The organism is Acinetobacter lwoffii, assembly GCF_029024105.1.
GTDB classification, from domain to species: domain Bacteria; phylum Pseudomonadota; class Gammaproteobacteria; order Pseudomonadales; family Moraxellaceae; genus Acinetobacter; species Acinetobacter lwoffii.
In genome coordinates this window covers 1,723,158-1,741,476 of sequence record NZ_CP118963.1, presented here as the reverse complement: position 1 = coordinate 1,741,476, position 18,319 = coordinate 1,723,158, and the positions used below count along the sequence as shown (strand labels likewise).

The window sequence follows — 18,319 nt, the reverse complement described above, 5'->3', positions numbered from 1 at the left end:
AGATGCAGGAAGTAAATTTGATGATTTAATTTTCAAATGATCAAGTTTACTTAATTCGATCAAAATCCTCGGTTTTCAACGTGAATAATTCAAACAACTAAAGCTATAATGCGCTTAGTTATTTTAATTAAAGCATTAGGAGATCGCATGACTGTAGATGTCACTGAAACCATTTCTCAAACTGTACATCCTGCGTTTCAGTTGGTACGTCAACAACATGTTGAAGCTTTAGACATTTTCGTGTCTGAATATAAACATAAAGTGACTGGCGCCACGCATTATCATCTGGCGACCAATCACGACGAAAATGTCTTTCTGGTGGCGTTTCGTACCCAGCCGATGGATTCTAAAGGCGAAGCCCATATTCTGGAACATACTGCGCTGTGTGGTTCAGAAAAATTCCCGGTGCGTGATCCATTCTTCCTGATGATTCGCCGTTCATTGAATACTTTCATGAATGCCTTTACTGCGGCTGACTGGACTGCGTATCCATTTGCGACCCAAAATAGTAAAGATTTCCAGAACCTGCTCGAAGTGTATATGGATGCAGCATTTGCTGCGAACCTGAATCCATTGGATTTTGCCCAGGAAGGCATTCGCATTGAGCTGGAAAATGGCGAGCCTGTCTATAAAGGCGTAGTTTTTAATGAAATGAAAGGTGCGATGAGTTCGCCTTCAGACCAGCTGTATCACACGCTGGCGCATCATTTATATCCGCATACCACCTATCATTATAATTCTGGTGGTGATCCTAAAGATATTCCTGACCTGACTTACCAAGAGTTAGTAGATTTCTATAAGTCACATTACCATCCAAGTAATGCAGTCTTCATGACCTTTGGCAATAAAACAGCATTTGAATTGCAAGAGCAGTTTGAACATCTGGCATTATCCAAATTTGAAAAAGGTCAGACGCTGTATCCAACACCTGAAACCCGTTTGACTGCACCATTGACGGTTACCGACAGCTATGCGGTCGATGCCGAAGATCTACAGGACAAGACCTATCATGTGCTGTCATGGTTATTGCCGGAAGCTAGTGACATTAAACTGCGTTTGGGCATGCGTTTAGTTGAAGGGATTCTGCTTGAAGATTCAGCATCACCACTGCGTCATTATCTGGAAACGTGTGGTTATGCAGATGCAACAGGTCCATTCATGGGCGTGGATGATTCTAATTTTGAAATGACTTTCTACTGTGCGGTGCAGGGTTCAAATCCTGAACATGCAGAAGAATTTAAAAATGGTGTGTTTAAGGTTCTAGAAGATGTTGCCTCTAAACCGGTTGATCAGAACATGGTCGATGCGATCCTGCATCAAATTGAATTGCATCAGCGTGAAATCAATGGTGATGGTACGCCGTATGGTTTGAGCCTGATTCTGAGCGGTCTGGGCAGCGCGATTCATCACCGTGATCCGGTTGAAGTTTGGGATGTGGATTCTGCGATTGCCGCAGTTAAGGAAGAGCTGCAAGATCCGATGTGGCTTTCCAATCTGATCAAAGAGCATCTGCTGGATAACCCACATCGTGTCCAACTGACACTGGTTCCCGATGCGACCAAATCTGCCAAAGAAGCGGCTGATGAAAAAGCGCGTCTAGCCGAAATTGGAAAGAATCTGACTGAAGAACAAAAAGCTGAAATTATTGCCCAGACTGAAGCATTGAATGTTCGTCAGGACACGCCGGATGACTTGAACTTATTGCCGAAAGTCGGTCTGGAAGATGTCCCTGCGGAATTGCAAATTGTTCAAGGCCAGTTGCGTGAGATTATCTGTAACCGTGTTGATACGCCGTTGAACCTGTATCATGCCGGCACCAATGGGATTTATTATCAACAGGTTCTGGTCAATATTCCGGATGAAGTGGTGCAGTCGCCTTACTTTAACCTGCTGTCGATCCTGATGGGTGAAGTTGGTGCGGGTGAGTATGATTATCTTGAGTTCCAGCAACTGCAAACAGCGGTAAGTGGCGGTCTGGGCATGGGCGCATCTTTGCGTTCTAAAGTCGATGACAAAAACAAAATTACTGCCTGGTTGACGTTGACCACCAAATCTTTGGTGAATCATCTGGATGCAATTCGTCTGTTAAAGATCGGTTTTGAACAGCTTCGTTTTGATGAGAAAGACCGTATTGTTGAACTGTTACAACAGCGTAAAACGCGCTGGCAGTCACGTATTTCTGGTTCTGGACATAGCTATGCAATGCAAACGGCTTCACGTCAGCATAGTGCATTGGCTTTGCGTGATTATCACAATACCGGTTTGGGTGCATTGAACTGGCTGATCGAGCTGGTGTCTAAGATCGAAAAAGATCCGGCTGAATATGATCTGCTGATTGATGAATTAAAACGGATTCATCGGGTCTTGTTGCAAGCACCAAAGCAATTCCTGTTAGTCTGTGAAGAGCCGCAGTCTGAGCATCTGATCGAAGAAATTCAGAATGTCTGGGACAAACTTGCTGTTGATCCAGCACCGGTTGCATTGACTCAAGTCGAAAAAGTAACCCATGATCAGCACGAAGCCTGGTTGATTCAAGCCAATGTCCAATTCTGTGCGGCTGCTTATCCGGCAGTTGAAGTCTCACACCCTGATGCTGCTGCCTTGATGGTACTAGCGGGTTATTTGCGTAATGGCTTCCTGCACAGCGCCATTCGTGAAAAAGGCGGTGCCTATGGTGGTGGTGCGAGCTATGACGGCAATGCCTGTTCGTTCCGTTTCTACAGCTACCGTGACCCACGTCTGGCAGAAACCTTCCAGGATTTTGATGCGAGTATTCAGTGGTTACTCAATGCACCACAACAGCCGCATCAACTGGAAGAAGCCATTCTGGGGCTGATTGCCAGTATGGATAAACCAGGCTCACCGGCAGGCGAAGCCATTACTGCATGTTATTCCTACTTGCATCAACGTACGCCAGCGTTCCGTAAAAAATTACGTGAACGTTTATTGAATGTCACACTGGATGATTTGCAGCGTGTTGCACAGACCTATCTGGTCGAGCAGCAGGCGACGAAAGCCGTTGTGGCACCAGTGGCAAAACGTGAAATGCTGGAGCAGCTTGGTTTTGTAATTCAACAAGTTCTATAAATAAAAAAAAGAGGATAAGGGATGGCGCTTAATTCGTTTAAGCGCTCAACTCTACAGCTGAGCGTGTTGCTGGGCTGTGCAGTTGGGACGCAAGTGAATGCGGAAGAAACAGTAGTCAACAGTCCCACGCCGGCAACGGCTGAAGCCTGTGCTGCACTGGAAATTAGTGCAGAGCGTCTGGCCTGTTATGATACTTTATTTAAAATTCCGGTTACTGATAAGCCTGCAATCGTTTCTGAACGTCGTGCAGCAGCAGAAATTGCGCCTGAACCCGACAATTTAAAAGCGAAAATTGGTCAGACTGTTTCCAATATTTACGCTTCTGAAGGATCAAAGCTGACGCCGAATCTGTCTTTGCTGGATAGCCGCTGGGAACTCTCTCCGGAAAGTAAATTAGGCACCTGGAACATTCGTTCTTATCAGCCGGTGTATTTGATGCCAGGTTTCTGGACATCAAACAAGAATGAATTACCCGAGAGTGAAAATCCCAACAATATAGAGACAGAGAAACAGAATCTCACCTCAACTGAAGCTAAGTTTCAACTGTCTTTAAAGACCAAGGCGGTTGAAAATATCTTGGGAGATAATGGCGATCTCTGGCTTGGTTATACTCAGTCTTCGCGTTGGCAGGTGTATAACTCGGAAGAATCACGTCCGTTTCGTGAGACCAACTATGAACCCGAAGCCAGTTTGATTTTCCGTACCAATTATGATCTTTTGGGTCTGAATTGGCGTATGTTGGGATTGACCATCAATCATCAGTCCAATGGTCGTTCTGATCCGTTATCACGTAGCTGGAATCGGGTGATGCTGAATCTTGGTTTTGAAAAAGACAATTTTGCCTTGATGGTTCGTCCTTGGTATCGCTTTGAAGAGAAGCGAGAAGACGATAACAATCCAGAGATCAAGAACTATATTGGCCGTGGAGACATGACCGCATTTTATCGTTATAAGGAGCATGATTTTTCATTGATGCTACGACATACCTTAAAAGGTGGAGATGAAAACCGTGGAGCGGTACAGTTCGACTGGTCATTCCCGATCAGTGGGCGTTTGCGTGGCCAATTCCAGCTTTTTGATGGTTACGGAGAAAGCCTGATTGATTATAACCATCGTGCCACGTATGTCGGTTTAGGTGTTTCCTTGATGAACTGGTTCTAGGATTCCAACTTTAAACATCTTGGAATGAAAATAAAAAACCATGCCGCTGCATGGTTTTTTTATAGATAGATTAGCCAATCTGGATTTCTGAAGGCGGATGTTTGAGACGACTCTTTTTCGGAGTCGCAATAAAATAAGCAAGCGTCAGTGGCCCTAGACGCCCTGCGAACATTAACAGCATTAGAATAATCAAACTGGCAGGTTGTAGTTCCTCTGTTACCCCTCGGGACAAACCGACGGTACAGGCCGCAGACACGGCTTCAAACAACAGATCCAGAAAATCCTGCTCAGGTTCCAGGATTAATAAGCTCATAAAACCCATCATGATCAATGCTGCAGTAATACACACGACGGCCAATGCTTTAAACGTAGTTTTTTCAGGAATAGAGTGATTAAACAGCCGGATCTCATCTTCGCGTCTTAAAAAACTGATTACGCTGATGACCACAATAATAAACGTACCGACCTTAATGCCGCCCGCCGTACTTAAGGAGCCGCCCCCGATAAACATGAGCAGCATGGTAACGAGACTGGATGCATCGCTCATTTGTTCCATTGGCAAGCTATTAAAACCTGAAGAGCGGGGAACGGTGGCATGGAACCAGGCATTCACGGCCTGATCGCCCAAACTCATGAGACCCAAGGTGTGTGGATTGGAAGCCTCTAGTAGCCAAAGTACGATAAAAGCACTTAGGTTCAGACCCAGAATCGTTGAGAGGATTAGCTTGCTGTTGGTACTCAACTTACGCCAGCGCTTATGTTCTTTGACGTCCATCAGCACCAGAAAACCGATACCGCCAATGATATACAACATACTGATGGTAAAGGTAATCAGATATTGCCCTGAAAAACTCATCAAGCTATTTGGAAATAGTGAAAATCCACCATTATTAAAAGCGGAGACACTATAAAAGGCTGCATAAAATAATGCATCAGTGAATTGATATTCTTTAAGCCAGGACAAGGTCAGAATCAGCGTGCCGATCGCTTCAAAGAATAGAGAATATAAAAACACGGCTTTAATGGTAAAACTGACTTTTTTCAGACTAGTTTGTCCAATGGACTCCTGTGCCATGACTTGTTGTTTTAGCCCCAGTTGCGGTGCCAGACTCATCACTGCCAGAATGGCAAAGGTCATAAAACCCAAGCCGCCGCATTGCAACAAAAACATAATCACGATTTGACCAAATACGGTATAGGCTTCACCGACATTCACCACCGATAGCCCGGTAATGGTCACAGCAGAAGTTGCTGTAAAAATCGCCTCCAGCCAGCTGATTTCTCCATGATGTGCAATAGGCAGCATCAATAGCAGTGAGCCGATCAGAATTAATCCGAGAAAACCCAAAGCCAGTAAGCTCGGAGGACTGAGGTTAATCGTCCTGTGTTGCTTTAAATCAGAACTTTTCATAAATGTTTAAAATATTTAGCAAGACGGCGCAAAGGTTCCAGCAATCCTTCAACCAGTAAAATGTCGCCTTCTTGAAGAATCTGATTGGCATCTACGTGGTATTGCAGCGTAGATCCGCGTTTATGTAATAAGGTGGTAATTTCAGGTATATGCTTCATCAACTGATTCAACGGTGTACCATGATGATCTGCATGAATCTCGATCTTGACAATATAGTGATCATCTTCAAGTGACATATAACGGCTAACCATCGGGTAGCTGAGTGATTGTGCCACACGGACGCCCATATCTTCTTCTGGGTGAATAATTTTTTCGACGTTCAGATGGGTCAAAATCATATGGTGGGCTTTGGATTTGGCTTTGGCCCAAATTTTCTTTACACCCATATTTTTCAGATGCAGTACACACAGAATGCTGGCTTCAATATCTTCACCAATTGCGACTACGACCGCTTCACAGCGCTGGATATCCAGTTCATCCAGGACATGCTCATCGGTTGCATCGGCAATGACCGCATGGGTGAGCTGATCGGAAATATTTTCCACATATTTTTTATCGAGATCGATTCCAATCACATCATGTTTCAGGCTGATCAGTTGAGTCGCCACTGTTGCACCGAAGCTGCCCAGCCCAATGACTGCAAATAATGCCATGCATATTTCCTTAAATCTTTTTATTTCAAATCAGTTCATGTCTAAGTATGTATCTTAAAGATTTTTATAGTTTTCAGCTATCTGGCCTTACATAAATACTTCATACATTTTCATTCAGCCGGACATAAAAAAACCGCCTCGAAAGGCGGTTTATGTTTGAAAGAATTACTTCAAGAAACGTTGATAACCCAGATTATTGGTAATTTCCTGATATGGATAGGTAATGGTTTCGAGAGTTTCGATCAAGCCATCCGGATTCTGTTGTGCATCGGTTGCTTCAAGACCCACCAGAACACGTCCTTCAGCAGCGCCGTGGTTCCGGTAGTGGAACAGGGTGATATTATGGGTTGGGCCAAGACGTTCCAGGAACATCAGTAAAGCGCCAGGACGCTCCGGGAATTCCACGCGGAACAGGCGCTCATTTTCAATATCGGCATGACCACCGATCAGGTAACGGATATGCAGTTTGGCCACTTCGTCATCAGACAGATCGTCAACGTCATACTGGAACTTTAAGGTTTCATAAATTTCCTGACGTTCTTTCTCGCCATTTTTCAGACTGATGCCGACAAAGACTTGCGCAGCAGAAGCATCGCTGGCACGGTAGTTAAATTCAGTAATATTACGGCCTTGTAATGCACGGCAGAAACTCAGGAATGAACCTTTCTGTTCCGGAATGGTCACGGCAAAAATCGCTTCTTTGCGTTCACCCAGTTCGGTACGTTCAGCGATATAACGTAAACGGTCGAAGTTCATGTTGGCGCCGCAGACAATCGACACCATGTTCTTCCCTTCGATGCCATGTTCAGCCACGTATTTTTTAATACCTGCCAGAGCCATTGCACCAGATGGTTCTACAATGCTACGGCATTCGTCATAAGTGTCTTTAATCGCTGCACAGACTTCATCCGTATTCACCAGCACCACATTCGGTTCCACGATTGGGCCAGAATTGTCCGATTTTTGCAGACGAATCACATCAAATGGTTTTTCACCAATTTGGGCTACCGCTGTACCATCAGCAAACAAGCCCACAGATGGGAGAATCACACGTTCATTTGCTTCTAAAGCAGCTTTTAAACAGGCAGATTCGTCGTATTCCACTGGAATGACTTTAACGTGGGGTGCGACATCACCTAAATACGCTGCAACACCTGCGATCAGGCCACCACCGCCAACTGCGACAAACACGTAATCCACATCGCGCCATTGACGCAGGATTTCATTAGCAATCGTACCTTGGCCAGCAATCACCAGTTCATCATCATAAGGCGGAATGAAGGTCATGCCATCTTCCTGGGCACGTTGAATCGCATACTTGTTGGCGACATCAAATGAATCACCATGCAAAACCACTTCGCCACCAAGACGCTTAACCGCCTGTACCTTGATATCAGGTGTGGTTTTAGGCATCACAATAATCGCGCGAATACCCAGCTTTTTCCCTGAGAGTGCCACGCCCTGTGCATGGTTACCCGCTGAAGCAGTAATAACGCCACGTTCCATTTGTGATTTCGGTAATTGACTAATACGGTTATAGGCACCGCGTAGCTTGAATGAAAAAACCGGTTGTAAATCTTCACGTTTAAAGCGGATATTATTATTGAGTCGTTCGCTAATTCGTGGCGCTGCTTCGAGTGGAGTTTCGATTGCAACATCGTAGACCGTTGCTTGTAAAATTTGTCGAACCAAACGAGACAGCATGTTAATTTTCCATCTAACAGTTTAAAATAGGGGCTTATTGTAACAAACCACACGGCTTTGCGGTTTAAAAAAGCTGCAAAAGTCCAAAATAGTTGAGTGAAGCCATGAGTCTATATGCAACCCAAGATGAGAAAAAACAAGCAGCAGCCAAAGCCGCTTTAAAACACTTGCCAAAAGGGGGCATTTTAGGCGTAGGTACAGGCAGTACTGTAAACTTTTTAATTGACTTATTGCCTGAGCTGCAATTGGAAGCTGCGGTAGCCAGTTCAGAAGCAACTGCACAACGCTTGAAAAAACTCGGCATTGAAGTGGTAGATATGAACTCTGTCAGTGGTCTGGATGCTTATGTTGATGGTGCAGATGAAATTGATCGTCATATGCATATGATCAAAGGTGGCGGTGCAGCGCTGACACGTGAAAAGATTGTTGCCTCTATTGCGAAAAAATTTGTGTGTATCGTGGATGATTCTAAATGGGTTGGACAATTAGGGCGTGAGTTCCCGCTTCCTGTAGAAGTGATTCCAATGGCGCGTTCTGCAGTCGCGCGTAAAATCGTATCTTTAGGTGGCGATCCTGCGTACCGTGAAGGTGTGGTCACTGACAACGGTAATGTGATTTTAGATGTGTACAACCTGAATATTCTAAATGCACTTGAACTGGAAAAAACCTTAAACGATATTCCGGGCGTGGTATGTAACGGTATCTTTGCGATCAACAAAGCAGATATCGCCATTGTCGCGACTGATAACGGAATTGAAGAGCGTACAGCGGTTTAATTAAACTTTCTAGAAAAAATCCCTCTAAATCTCCCTGAGCGAAGTTTTGAAGCACTGCTTTAAAACAAGTGCAAGAAGGGAGACTTTTAAAAGCCCCTCTTTGAAAAAGAGGGGGTTAGGGAGATTAAAAAAACTATAATGACCTTATCCGATCTACCCGAAATCCAAATCACCCGAAATGTCCGTTCAACCCGGTTACGTTTGCGTGTCGATGCGACCCAGATTCGCCTCACAGCCCCGGTTTTTTGCAGCAAAAAACAGATACGGCATTTTATTGAACAATCTGAAAGCTGGCTGATTAAAACCTGGCAATCCCAGCAAGAAAAAATCGAAAATATTGACCGGACGTTACCGATTGAGCTGCGGTTATTTAATCTAAAAGAACCTGTACAAATTTCTTATCAAAGCCAGAAGAGCAACTTCATTTTTGATCATAAAAATTTACAGCTTTGCATCAGTGACCGACATCCTGAAGAATATTTAAAAACTTTCGTGATTGCCTACGCAAAAGAACAGCTTCCTTCATATTTAAATCTTGTCTCACAGCAATGTCATTTGCCTTTTAAAAACTGCAGTATTCGACAACCTAAAACCCGGTGGGGCAGTTGTTCGGCCAAACATGACATTATGCTGAATAGTGCGCTAGTATTATTTCCTGAAGAGGTCACGCATTATGTCGCTGTCCATGAACTGGTACACACAAAGCATTTTGATCATAGTCCACGCTTTTGGGCAGAAGTTGCTAAGCATGATCAGCATTTCCAGCAGCATCGTATAACGCTGAAAAATACGCCGTTGCCATATTGGTGGGGTGCCTAAAACCATAATTAATAAGTCCATATAACTCTATTGAAATAGCCTAAGCAAATTAAAAGTTTCATGATCAAAATCGGACTTATCCTACTGATCAATTAAAAAACCAGCAAACCCCAGTGAAATGGTTTAGAAAACCTCAACTTCCTGTCATACTAGGCTGTATAAAGGAAACATTTATTTGAGGTAATCATCGTGATTTCAGTGGGTATTGTGGGTGGTACGGGTTATACAGGCGTTGAACTTTTGCGTCTTTTGCTACGACATCCAGATGTAAATGTAACAGCACTGACATCACGTACTGAAGCAGGTCGTCGTGTAGATGACATGTTCCCAAGCTTGCGCGGGCATACCAATCTTAAATTTTCTGATTTGAGTCTGGGTTTATTAAAATCATGCGATGTGGTGTTCTTTGCAACGCCGCATGGTGTCGCAATGAAACATGCCGAAGAGCTGGTTGCTGCAAATACCAAAGTGATCGACTTGGCGGCAGATTTTCGTTTACAAGATCTTGAACAGTTTGAAAAATGGTATGGCATGCAACATGCATGTCCAGAACTGTTAAAAGATTCTGTTTATGGTTTATCTGAGCTAAATCGTGAAGAAATTAAAAAGGCCAGTGTGATCGGGAATCCGGGGTGTTATCCAACTACAGTTCAGTTGGGTCTGGCGCCGGTCTTAAAAGCGGCTGAAGCATTGGTGAAACCTGAAAGCATTATTATCGATGCCAAATCTGGTGTATCAGGTGCAGGTCGTAAAGCCAGTCTGGGCATGATTTATTCTGAAAATTCCGATAATTTTAAGGCCTATGGTGTAGCGGGTCATCGTCATCACCCTGAAATTGTCGAAGCATTGGAAAAAATTTCAGGTCAAAAAAATGTGTTTGATCATATTTTATTTGTACCGCATTTGGTGCCGATGATTCGTGGTATGTTGTCGACCATCTATATCGATTTAACTGAAGCAGGCCAATCAGCAGATTTACAAGCGCTATATGAGCAGTTCTATGCCAATGAAGCATTTGTCGATGTTATGCCGGCGGGTAGCTCACCCGAAACCCGTTCAGTGCGTGGAGCGAATCAGTTGCGTATTGCCTTGTATAAGCCACAACCAACGAAACTGGTTGTACTGGTTGCACAAGACAATCTGGTAAAAGGGGCAGCAGGTCAGGCTGTACAAAACATGAACCTGATGTTTGGTTTTGCTGAAGACGCTGGCTTAAATAATATTGGTTTATTACCATAAAAAACGTATTAGAACTTCACACACATTTAGATTTGCATTTAAATGTGTGTCTTGATTAAAGCAAACAAGAGATCAAAATGCCGAATAACGAGTCAAATACGACGCTTCCTCAGGAACCCGGGACTAAGAAACCATTCATGAAAGGTAATACGCCCTTGGCCATTGGTGCGGCTGTATTGATCTTAAGCAGTGGCGTACTCGGATATACCGTAGGACATCGTCAGGGTTTGACTGCGGCGGGTTATGATGCAGATGCAGAGCAACTGGTCGATGTGGTACAGACTCAGAAAGCCAGTCTTGAAACACTGAACAAGACGCTGAATACTGCGGTTCAGGAGCGTGATCTAGCTGTCAGCAACGCCAATGATCTGTATCTGGCCATGACCAAGGCACGTGATGAACAGGTGCAGGCTGAAAGTGTAGGAACCATTTATCGCGAAATTTTGCGTCAACGTGGTGGTTTGGCATTGGCGGTTCAAAACCTGTCGATTAAACCATTACCCGAAAATGCCTTTGAATACCAGATTGATCTGGTTCAGGTCAGTCCAGGCAAAAGTCGTGCTTCAGGTAGTGTGGAACTGCGCCTGATTAAAGGGACTGAAATTCTGGTGGTACCACTGGAAGATAAAAACTTTAATTTTGAAAATTATGAGCGACTCACTGGCCGCTGGACCATGCCGAAAGGCTTTAAACCAGAATTTATTGAAGTGCGTCTTACTGGTGCCAAGCCTGTGATTCGTCGTTTTAGTTGGGAACAGGGCAAAGCAGTCGAAAATCAGTCTGCCACCTTGTCAGAAATTCCGAAAACCGAAGCAAATGCAAATTAAGTGTGAAATATAAATCTTATGCCAAGCAATAAACGTCAAATGTGTTTAAGTGATATTAAAAATTCTTTTAATGAGTCTGGAATCGTTGATTGGCATATCAGCCCACGTTTAGCAAATGAACCCTCTGAAGACGGTGATTCTGACTTAGCTGTACAGACTGCACCGCCAGAACTGAAACGTCCACCGTTGTATGCGGTTGTTTTATTAAATGACGACTATACGCCGATGGAGTTTGTAATTGAAATTTTACAACAATACTTTGCAATGAATCTTGACCAAGCTACACAAGTAATGCTAACTGTACATTATGAAGGAAAGGGTGTAGCTGGGGTTTATCCTCGAGACATTGCGGAGACCAAAGCGAACCAAGTCAATAATTATGCTCGATCACAAGGTCATCCGTTAATTTGCCAAATAGAGCCTAAAGATTAAGGGGGTTACATGCTCAGTCGTCAATTAGAAGTATCACTACGTTTGGCTGTCAGCATGGCTCGTCAAAAGAGACATGAGTTCCTGACCGTAGAACATTTATTGTTAGCCTTGCTCGACAATGATTCAGCCGTGAATGCTCTCAAAGCATGTGGTGCGGACATCATCGTGTTGCGTAAGGAATTAGAAGAGTACGTAGAACAACATACCCCTAAACTTGGTGAAAATAGTGATCAGGCACCACACCCGACAGAAAGCTTCGACCGGATCTTGCAACGCGCGATTTTTCACGTGCAGTCAAGCGGCGGCGATCGTACTGTAGAAGGTGCTGATATTCTGGTTGCCATGTATTCTGAGCGTGACTCATTTGCAGTCTATCTGCTGAAACGTCATCAAATTAACCGTCTGACCCTGACTCAGTACCTGTCTCATGGTACCCGTAAAGAAGATGTACAGTCTGAAGAAGAAATCGAAGATCTAGATGGCGAATCAGCATCTTCAGCAAGTTCAGGTCCACTTGAACTTTATACCACTAACCTGAATGTTGAAGCACAAAAAGGTAAGACCGATCCACTGATTGGTCGTGAAAAAGAAATCGAGCGTGCCGCGCAAATTCTTTGCCGCCGTCGTAAAAATAACCCACTCCTTGTCGGTGATCCAGGTGTCGGTAAAACCTCGATTGCTGAAGGGCTGGCTTGGTTAATTGTCAATGGTAAAGCGCCAAAACCACTGGAAAATGCTGAAATTTTCAGTCTGGACATTGGTGCTTTGGTGGCAGGAACCAAATACCGTGGCGACTTTGAAAAACGCTTGAAACAGCTTTTAAATGCGTTGAAAAAGAAACCTGAAGCAGTGCTGTTTATTGATGAAATTCACATGATTATTGGTGCAGGCTCGAGTATGGGCAGTACCATGGATGCATCGAATCTGATCAAACCGGCGCTGGCAAATGGTTCTTTACGCTGCATCGGGTCAACCACATTCCAGGAATACCGTCAGGTCTTTGAGAAAGATCATGCTTTATCGCGTCGTTTCCAGAAAATTGATGTGAATGAGCCATCTATTTCTGAAACTATTGATATCCTACGTGGTCTGAAATCGAAGTTTGAAGATTTCCATCATGTGGAATATGAAGATCAAGCCTTAGTGTCTGCGGTAGAACTTTCTGCGAAATTTATCAACGACCGTTTCTTGCCAGATAAGGCGATTGATGTCATTGATGAAGCCGGTGCTCAGCGCCGTCTCAAAGCAGAACAAGATGACAGTTTAATCACCGTAGAAAATATTGAAGACATCGTTTCTAAAATTGCGCGTATTCCTCCGAAAACTGTCTCTAAAGATGACAAGAGTGTGCTGGAAAATCTTGAGCGTGATTTAAAACGTGTGGTCTTTGGTCAGGATGAAGCGATTGAGGCCTTGGCTTCTGCAATTAAACTGTCACGTGCCGGTTTGAAGTCTCCAGATAAGCCTGTAGGTAGTTTTGTCTTTGCGGGTCCTACAGGTGTTGGTAAAACCGAAGTGACCAAGCAGCTCGCGAAACAGATGGGTGTGGAACTGGTTCGTTTTGATATGTCGGAATACATGGAACGTCATGCAGTGTCACGTTTGATCGGTGCACCTCCGGGCTATGTCGGTTTTGATCAGGGTGGCTTGCTCACCGATGCGATTCACAAAAATCCGCATTGTGTGCTGTTGCTAGACGAGATCGAAAAAGCGCATCCAGATGTGTTTAACCTCTTATTGCAGATTATGGATCATGGTTCATTGACTGATAATAACGGGCGTAAATCTGATTTCCGTAACGTGGTCTTGGTACTCACCACCAATATTGGTGCTGAAAGTATTTCACGTGTCAGCATTGGTTTTATGGAACAGGACAATAGTAACGATAATCAGGAAGCGATGAAGAAAGTTTTCTCGCCAGAATTCCGTAACCGTCTCGATGGCGTGATTCAGTTCAAGGCATTACCAAGCAGCATTATTGAAAATGTTGTAGATAAATTCCTGACTGAACTTCAAGCACAACTAGATGACAAAAAAGTCATGTTGGAAGTGGATCAGAGTGCACGTGAATGGATGTCAGAACATGGCTATGACCGTTTAATGGGCGCACGTCCAATGCAACGTTTGATTCAGGAACACCTGAAAAAACCGCTGGCTGAGATGATCCTGTTTGGTGAGCTGGCTGAAAATGGCGGCAATGTTGCAGTATCTGTGAAAAAAGAAAATGGTAAAGCGGTTGGCTTAAAACTTGAAGTTTTTGAAGACCAGACTGCTGAACCAGCTTAATTAATAAGAAGGATCAAACCCGTGCTTGCACGGGTTTTTTCATGGACTCATATTTTAAATTATCAAATTCATATCATTTAAAAGATAAATTATGGATATTCAAGTTACCAAGCTGTTCACGACATTTTTACTGTTTTTAGTCACGGCATTGATGGAAATTTTAGGTTGTTATTTTCCCTATCTGATTTTAAATCAGGGGAGAAGCCACTGGTTATGGATTCCGACAGCTCTGGCTTTGGCGGCTTTTGTCTGGCTGTTAACCTTGCATCCAGCTGCTTCAGGACGGATCTATGCCGCTTATGGCGGTATCTATATTTTTTCAGCACTGATGTGGTTGCGCTTCGTTGATCAAGTGACTCTATCGCGTTGGGATCTACTTGGTGGCATGGTGGTAATACTGGGCGCGTTGATTATTATTTTGCAGCCGCAAGGCTTGGTGCGTTAGCAAGATATAACAGTAAACCTTATTAAAAAAGGTAGCCACGGCTACCTTTTGTTTTCAGGATTCTTGAATCCTGAATCGAAATAAATGTCTTATGTGTTTAGATTATTTTAATTTGCAATCTTTCTGGGAAATATCCGTTTTATATGTTTGTGTCTGCGAGTTCAGGCTGAGTTCAACCTTGTAAGGGTTCTCAATCTGATAGCGATGCTCAAAGAAAATTTCACAATTATTGAGCAGATTATTGCGAATGACTTTCATCACTTCTTTGCGCCCCAAGTCTTTTTCAAACTGGCTAAAATCGGGCGTGATGATCATGCCTTTCAGTGTGGTTTTATTGGCACTTAACTGTAATTGTTCAATAATCGTATTTTGATCAATCTGCAATGGTAAAGTTCTGGAATCCTCTGCACTGAGCACTGCGAGCAATTCATTCAGCTCAGCTTTTTTCTGAATTTTAAATTTGCTGTCAATAATATTTTTTTCTTGAAGATATTGGTCAAATTCAGAAGCATGCACCGGTAAGGCGACACTGCTAAAACCAGTCAAGAGTGCCAAAGCCCAATATTTTTTTTGCATTGTATAAAATCACTTTTTATTCCATTTCAACAATGATTATAAGAGCTGAGACAAAAAAAGCACCAGAGATTGGTGCTTAATTTGTGAAGATTCATCTTAAAAAATTAGTCTTTTTTCAGATTTTCATTAATCAGGAATTCAACCAAAGCTTTTTGCGCGTGCAAGCGGTTTTCAGCTTCATCCCAAACTACGGCATTTTTATGGTCAAGCAGATTTTCTGAAATCTCTTCGCCACGATGCGCAGGCAAGCAGTGCATAAACAAGCAATCCGGATGTGCAAGATCCATCAGGCGTTCATTCACCTGATAATCTGCAAAGGCTTTTTCACGGATCTTCTGCTCTTCTTCCTGACCCATGCTTGCCCAAACATCAGTCACGATCAGGTCAGCATTCACCGCTGCATCTTCAGCAGAAGGAACCAGTTCCACACAATGCGCGAATTCAGACAGGAATTTTTCTTGTGGCTCATAGCCTTTTGGCGCTGCAATTTTCAGATTAAAGCCCCACATATGTGCAGCTTCAATATAAGAGTTACACATATTGTTGCCATCACCAATCCAGGCAACAGTTTTACCTTCAATTGAGCCACGTTGCTCTACATAAGTCTGCATGTCAGCAAGTAGCTGGCAAGGATGGTGGTCATCTGTCAACGCATTAATCACTGGAACTTTTGAATAAGATGCAAAACGCTCCACGATATCATGGCCGAAAGTACGGATCATCACGATATCCAGCATGCTTGAAATCACACGTGCAGAATCTTCAATCGGTTCACCACGACCTAACTGGGTATCGCGTGAAGACAGGAAAATCGCGCTACCACCAAATTGGCTCATGCCAGCTTCAAACGAAACACGCGTACGGGTACTCGATTTCTCAAAAATCATGCCCATCACTTTACCAACAAATGGTTGGAACACTTCATTGTTATGCTGTTTGCGCTTAAGCTCAATTGCGCGTTGCAAAATCTGGTTAAGTTCTAAAGTTGATAAATCGCGTAAGGTGAGAAAGTGACGGAGAGCCATTCGTTACTCCACAATAATTGCCGAAAAACTCGATCAACAATCAGTTGTTGGTTAGTTTAAGAAAAAAATACGGAATCGGCTAATATACTATAAGCAATGAAAAATGCAAAAAAACTAGACTTTTTGATGACCGTCTAAAAAGCGATCCACACAATAACTGATGTATTTGTCGATTTCCTGATCATCTTCCTGTACCGGAATTCCCATCAGAATACGCCATTCCAGATTGCGCAAAATACCAAAATACAACTGTGCCGAATATTGCGGATTCTCGCAATGCAATAAACCTTGCGCATCTGCCTGTTCTAAAGCCGTAGCAATGGCACTTTGTACATGCACCGGGCCTCGCTCATGAATATGCTGGGCAAGTTCTGGATTGCGCTGACTCTGTTCCAGCACCAGACGCATAAAGGCCGAGTTTTCAGGTTGCATGATCTGGTGATAAAAATTGAGTAGCGTGTGTACTAAATAACTACGAAAATCCAGTGCCATCAATTCGATCGGAATACTGATATCTTCAAAAAACTTGATACGACGATAATCGCAGATGGCTTTAAACAAGCCTTCTTTATTGCCAAAGTATTTATAGATCGAAGCTTTGGAGCCTCCGGCATGCTGGACGATATCATCCAGAGAGACAGCGTCATAACCCCGTTCCAGAAATAGCTCGGTTGCACTGATCAGCAGCGCAATACAACGCTCATGACCACGTTTGGTCTGTGGCAGATCTTTGGCGAGCGGTTCTAGGGCAAGGTCTTGCATAGGAGATCGTACATCAACATGACAATAAAGATTGAAACGCCATCATAGCAAATATATGCACATATTTCATAATTGCGCCAGATAAGTGCGCTATTTGCTAATTAGGTAAAGCAAAACTTAAAAATTTGACTAAAGTTTTAGAGTATTTGTTCTATCGGGTTATGGAATGAGCAAGCCAAATGAGTATACTCGAATTTCAATAATTATAGCCAAGACTGTGGAAAAGGAAGATGACAGAACAAATGTCTGCAGGTTTAAGATTTAGACAAGCGCTTGAAGTCGAGAAACCATTGCAAATTATGGGCACGGTAAATGCCTATGCTGCCATGATGGCCAAACAGGTCGGTTATAAAGCCATTTATTTATCAGGTGCGGGTGTCGCGAATTATTCTTATGGTTTGCCTGACCTGGGCATGACCAGCCTGGATAATGTTCTTGAAGATGTACGCCGGATCACTGAACGTGTGGATACACCTTTACTGGTTGATATTGATACCGGTTGGGGCGGCGCATTAAATATTGCCCGAACGATCAAACAGATGATTGCAGCAGGAGCCGCTGCGGTTCATATTGAAGATCAGGTTGCACAGAAGCGTTGTGGTCATCGTCCAAATAAAGAAATCGTATCGCAACAGGAAATGGTCGATCGTATCAAAGCTGCTGTAGATGCGAAAACCGATTCAAACTTCGTGGTGATGGCGCGTACCGATGCGCTACAAAAAGAAGGCCTGCAAGCCGTGATTGACCGTGCTTCTGCCTGTGTTGAAGCGGGCGCAGATGCGATTTTTGCTGAAGCGATGACTGATATCACCATGTACCGTACAGTATGTGATGCGGTCGGTGTGCCAGTCCTGGCGAATATTACCGAATTTGGTGATACGCCGTATTATACGGTAGATGAATTGGCTGAGCAGGGCATTGGCATGGTGCTGTATCCATTGTCAGCGACACGTGCAATGCAAAAAGCCGCACTTGAAGTGATGCGTTCGGTGCGCGAACATGGTACTCAGGTAAATGTGCTGGATATCATGCAACAACGAAAAGAACTCTACGAATTTTTAGATTATCACAGCTTCGAAGACACATTAGATAAACTGTTTAAACAGGAGAATTAAA

Annotated in this window: 16 protein-coding genes; 10 read left to right on the top strand and 6 right to left on the bottom strand. The window is 43.6% G+C overall.

From position 1 onward, the window contains the following. Positions 1 to 147: 147 nt before the first annotated feature. Positions 148 to 3,087, top strand: coding sequence for an insulinase family protein (locus tag PYW33_RS08400; protein ID WP_004646776.1), 2,940 nt, complete (start codon positions 148 to 150; stop codon positions 3,085 to 3,087). A gap of 21 nt (positions 3,088 to 3,108) precedes the next feature. Continuing rightward, entirely contained in the window at positions 3,109 to 4,248 is a 1,140-nt protein-coding gene (locus PYW33_RS08395) for a phospholipase A (RefSeq protein WP_004646777.1), read from the top strand. 70 nt (positions 4,249 to 4,318) lie between these two features. Here the strand turns inward: PYW33_RS08395 and PYW33_RS08390 are convergent, their stop codons facing one another. The 3 genes from PYW33_RS08390 to ilvA all read right to left on the bottom strand — a co-directional run bounded on the left by PYW33_RS08390 (position 4,319) and on the right by ilvA (position 8,016). Beyond that, a complete protein-coding gene (locus tag PYW33_RS08390) occupies positions 4,319 to 5,659 on the bottom strand; it encodes a TrkH family potassium uptake protein (protein ID WP_004646778.1) in 1,341 nt (446 codons plus the stop codon). Then, positions 5,656 to 6,312 (bottom strand): potassium channel family protein, encoded by a 657-nt coding sequence (locus PYW33_RS08385; RefSeq protein ID WP_004646780.1) that lies wholly within the window; start codon positions 6,310 to 6,312, stop codon positions 5,656 to 5,658. Before PYW33_RS08385 ends, PYW33_RS08390 begins: the two co-directional genes overlap by 4 nt. 165 nt (positions 6,313 to 6,477) lie before the next feature. After that, complete coding sequence (ilvA, locus tag PYW33_RS08380) at positions 6,478 to 8,016, bottom strand: threonine ammonia-lyase, biosynthetic (RefSeq protein WP_004646781.1); 1,539 nt, start codon at positions 8,014 to 8,016, stop codon at positions 6,478 to 6,480. Between the two features lie 104 nt (positions 8,017 to 8,120). On the opposite strand from ilvA, the gene rpiA reads away from it, so the two are divergent. The 7 genes from rpiA to PYW33_RS08345 all read left to right on the top strand — a co-directional run bounded on the left by rpiA (position 8,121) and on the right by PYW33_RS08345 (position 14,840). Further along, positions 8,121 to 8,792 carry a ribose-5-phosphate isomerase RpiA gene (gene rpiA / locus PYW33_RS08375; RefSeq protein WP_004279784.1) on the top strand — a complete coding sequence of 224 codons (672 nt, stop codon included), beginning with the start codon at positions 8,121 to 8,123 and terminating at the stop codon, positions 8,790 to 8,792. A gap of 138 nt (positions 8,793 to 8,930) precedes the next feature. Beyond that, positions 8,931 to 9,611 carry a M48 family metallopeptidase gene (locus tag PYW33_RS08370; RefSeq protein ID WP_004646782.1) on the top strand — a complete coding sequence of 227 codons (681 nt, stop codon included), beginning with the start codon at positions 8,931 to 8,933 and terminating at the stop codon, positions 9,609 to 9,611. Between the two features lie 183 nt (positions 9,612 to 9,794). Further along, positions 9,795 to 10,850 (top strand): N-acetyl-gamma-glutamyl-phosphate reductase, encoded by a 1,056-nt coding sequence (gene argC, locus PYW33_RS08365; protein WP_171057010.1) that lies wholly within the window; start codon positions 9,795 to 9,797, stop codon positions 10,848 to 10,850. A 77-nt stretch (positions 10,851 to 10,927) separates the two neighbouring features. Next, on the top strand, positions 10,928 to 11,677 hold the full coding sequence (locus PYW33_RS08360; RefSeq protein ID WP_004279781.1) for a DUF6776 family protein: 750 nt from the start codon (positions 10,928 to 10,930) through the stop codon (positions 11,675 to 11,677). A gap of 18 nt (positions 11,678 to 11,695) precedes the next feature. Continuing rightward, positions 11,696 to 12,109: an ATP-dependent Clp protease adapter ClpS gene (gene clpS, locus PYW33_RS08355; RefSeq protein WP_004646784.1), complete on the top strand. Its 414-nt coding sequence runs from the start codon at positions 11,696 to 11,698 to the stop codon at positions 12,107 to 12,109. A 9-nt stretch (positions 12,110 to 12,118) separates the two neighbouring features. Further along, positions 12,119 to 14,395, top strand: a complete 2,277-nt coding sequence (gene clpA, locus PYW33_RS08350; RefSeq protein WP_004646785.1) for an ATP-dependent Clp protease ATP-binding subunit ClpA — start codon at positions 12,119 to 12,121, stop codon at positions 14,393 to 14,395. A gap of 91 nt (positions 14,396 to 14,486) precedes the next feature. Then, positions 14,487 to 14,840 carry a YnfA family protein gene (locus tag PYW33_RS08345; protein ID WP_004646786.1) on the top strand — a complete coding sequence of 118 codons (354 nt, stop codon included), beginning with the start codon at positions 14,487 to 14,489 and terminating at the stop codon, positions 14,838 to 14,840. A gap of 102 nt (positions 14,841 to 14,942) precedes the next feature. Here PYW33_RS08345 and PYW33_RS08340 read toward each other — a convergent pair whose 3' ends face one another. From PYW33_RS08340 to PYW33_RS08330, 3 genes are all read right to left on the bottom strand, one after another. Next, the gene (locus PYW33_RS08340) at positions 14,943 to 15,416 is read right to left on the bottom strand and encodes a hypothetical protein (protein ID WP_004646787.1); all 474 of its coding nucleotides are present in this window, start codon (positions 15,414 to 15,416) and stop codon (positions 14,943 to 14,945) included. A gap of 104 nt (positions 15,417 to 15,520) precedes the next feature. Then, the gene (gene argF / locus PYW33_RS08335) at positions 15,521 to 16,441 is read right to left on the bottom strand and encodes an ornithine carbamoyltransferase (protein WP_004280178.1); all 921 of its coding nucleotides are present in this window, start codon (positions 16,439 to 16,441) and stop codon (positions 15,521 to 15,523) included. Positions 16,442 to 16,555: 114 nt separating this feature from the next. Beyond that, the gene (locus PYW33_RS08330) at positions 16,556 to 17,203 is read right to left on the bottom strand and encodes a TetR/AcrR family transcriptional regulator (RefSeq protein ID WP_004646788.1); all 648 of its coding nucleotides are present in this window, start codon (positions 17,201 to 17,203) and stop codon (positions 16,556 to 16,558) included. Positions 17,204 to 17,433: 230 nt separating this feature from the next. On the opposite strand from PYW33_RS08330, the gene prpB reads away from it, so the two are divergent. Continuing rightward, positions 17,434 to 18,318 carry a methylisocitrate lyase gene (prpB, locus tag PYW33_RS08325; protein WP_004280180.1) on the top strand — a complete coding sequence of 295 codons (885 nt, stop codon included), beginning with the start codon at positions 17,434 to 17,436 and terminating at the stop codon, positions 18,316 to 18,318. Position 18,319: the final 1 nt, after the last annotated feature.